A 2,584-nucleotide genomic window follows, 5' to 3' on the forward strand; every position below is an offset into this window, starting at 1 on the left:
CCCGCACCGAGATGCTCTTCCTCGGTCGCGCCGACATGCCGGGCGAGGACGAGCAGGAAGCCCGCGTCGGCGCGATGATCGCGCCGTTCCAGGGCCGTCCGGTCGTGGTCCGCCTGCTCGATGCCGGGGCGGACAAGCCGGTGCCCTTCCTCGCCCTGGCGTCGGAGGAAAATCCCGCCCTCGGCGTGCGCGGCGTGCGCGCGCTGCTCCGCCGGCCGGATTTCTGCGCCGCCCATCTGCGCGCCCTGCTGCGCGCCGGCGCCGGGCACGACCTGCGGATCATGGTCCCGATGGTCACCTTCGCCGCCGAGTTGCGCGCTATACGCGACCTGCTCGCCGCCGCCGCGCGCGATGTCGGCTGCTCGCCGCCGCCGCTCGGCGCGATGATCGAGGTGCCCGCCGCCGCCCTCACCGTGCCGGACCTGCTGGCGGCGAGCGACTTCTTTTCGATCGGCACCAACGATCTCACGCAATACGTCCTCGCCGCCGATCGCGGCCACAAGGATCTCCCCGGCTTCGCCGATGCCGGCCATCCGGCGGTCATCGGCCTCTGCGCCCGGGTCTGCCGCGATGCCGGGGCGGTCCCCGTTTCCGTCTGCGGCGAAGCCGCCGGCGATCCGCCGACCGCCCGCCTCCTGGTCGAGGCCGGCATCCGCAAGCTCTCGATGGGCGCCGCCCGGCTCAGCACCCTCCGCGCGGCGTTTTCCGCCAGCGCATCCTGACATCCGCGCACCCGGACCACGGGGCCGACGCTCGGCCCGCCCCTTACCCCGTTCCGGGCGAGGGGCGGGATGCGGTCAGGCCGTCAGCCTGGTCTCCGCCGCCTGCTGCATCACCGGATAGCGCAGACCGGCTTTCAGCGGCGTCACGGTCAGAACGCGGCCCTTGAGCAAGCTCGCCGGCACCACCGCCGCGCCATCGGTCCAGCGGCCATCGGCTTCCACGCCGTGCCACCCTTCGGCCAGTGCCGGGTGATCGAGCGCCACCGGTTCGTCGCCCGCCATCAAACCGCCGATCTTGACGCCGAGCCGGCGGCGATCGCGCGGATCGGGCGTCACCTCGGCGGGAACCGCGCTGCGCGACGTGATGATCGCGGCGCCGTCGGCGCGGTATTCGACGCGAAGCTGCGCGTCGTCCGTCGTCTCGAGTCCCGCGCGCTCGAGGATCTGCGTCCGGACCTGCTCGACGATCGCGCCATGCTCGGCGAAGGGGGCGCAGCTGGCGGCCTCGCGCAGCGGCTGGGCAAACTCCGGATGCAGGGCGATGGCGGCACCGCCATTTTCGAAGGCCTGGCGGTTGCCGGTCTCAAGGTAGCTTTCCGCCGGCATGTTCTCGGCCAGCAGGATCGCGTGCGCCGGCAGTTCGACATGGTAATAGGTGACGCTGCGCCGCTCGACCTGCCGGATCGTCATGCCGTTGACGAGCGCTTTCGCCGGGATGAGCGCGCCGTTGAAATAGAAGGCGTGATCCGGCGAAACGACGAGGTCGCGCGCCGGCACGTTATCCGCAATCGCATGAGCGCCGATCAGCACCGGCTGCACCGCGTCGGGCCTCGCATGGCGACCCGGTTCGATCGTGCGATGTCCGATCCACACCACGGGGGCCGTCCCGCCGCCATGCAGGAGGACGGCGTCTCCCTTCGTCAGTTCCTCCACCGGGACGCCACCGCGCGTCGTCGCAATCCGGGTACCCTCGGCAAAACAGGCATTCGAACCAAGCGACGACAAGGAGGGCGTCACGCCATCGAACGTAATTTGGATTTGGTTATCATTCGGATCTTGTATGTCATAGAATACACCCTGCTGCGTAAAGACATTTACGTCAGTCTGTCTGATACCGCCGGAAACACTGAATTCCAGCCCGTGTACATCGAGTCCCTGCGTATTGCCATTATCTCCGCCGGGGCCGTAGCCGCCGCCGGACGTCGTGCCCGGGAAAATCGCGTTGTCGAAAAGTACGCCGTGGAGCGACTGAACTTGCCCGCTGTTTCCGACCATCCCGGTGATTGTGTTGCCTTCCCAGGTCCCGCTGATCGACAAGACGGGATACCCCTCGCCGCTAACGACACCGATGTTCGAGGGGTTGGTGATCGTGGCGATCGTTGTCGAGATCGTCACGTTGACCGTGTCTGTGTATGAACCGTCGGTAAAGGTATATGTAAAAGTTTCCTGTCCGGACATGATGAAACACCTCAAAAATTATATTATATCTAAAGATAAATACAGTAAATCAGCGAAGTTACCCTTCTTTAATCCATCGAATGTTGCCGGTGCAAGTTTATTGTTGGTGCCAGCTCATACACTCGGGTAACGCGGTCCCCCGGACCGTGCGATGCGTCGGCCCGGCCCTGCCCATCGTCGTTAGAGCACCATCCGGTCAGACGAAAACATCCGTTCGGATGAGGATGCTTGGTTAGTCATCGGAGAGGATCATTCATCCGATCCGTCCGGATCGGAAAAATGCTCAGTCCCCCGCCTGCGCCGCCAGCCGCCGCGCCGGCGCCGCCCGGCCGGGCTGGCGATGCCGATAGGCGATCGCCTCGGCGACATGCTCCCGCCGCACCACGTCCACGCCGGCCAGGTCC

Annotated in this window: 2 protein-coding genes; one reads left to right on the forward strand and one right to left on the reverse strand. The window is 66.5% G+C overall.

The genetic code is table 11. The features are described 5' to 3' along the window. Nucleotides 1-722: putative PEP-binding protein (locus tag APM_RS06740; RefSeq protein WP_007422603.1), on the forward strand; the 722-nt coding region annotated here is incomplete at its 5' end. Between the two features lie 75 nt (nucleotides 723-797). Here APM_RS06740 and APM_RS06745 read toward each other — a convergent pair. Next, nucleotides 798-2,180, reverse strand: coding sequence for a Hint domain-containing protein (locus APM_RS06745; RefSeq protein WP_007422604.1), 1,383 nt, complete (start codon nucleotides 2,178-2,180; stop codon nucleotides 798-800). Nucleotides 2,181-2,584: the final 404 nt, after the last annotated feature.

The organism is Acidiphilium sp. PM (genome assembly GCF_000219295.1).
In the GTDB taxonomy this organism is placed as follows: domain Bacteria; phylum Pseudomonadota; class Alphaproteobacteria; order Acetobacterales; family Acetobacteraceae; genus Acidiphilium; species Acidiphilium multivorum.

Coding starts and splice junctions, on each gene's coding strand:
- APM_RS06745 (WP_007422604.1), bottom strand. CDS start 2,180: ATGTCCGGACAGGAAACTTTTACATATACCTTTACCGACGGTTCATAC.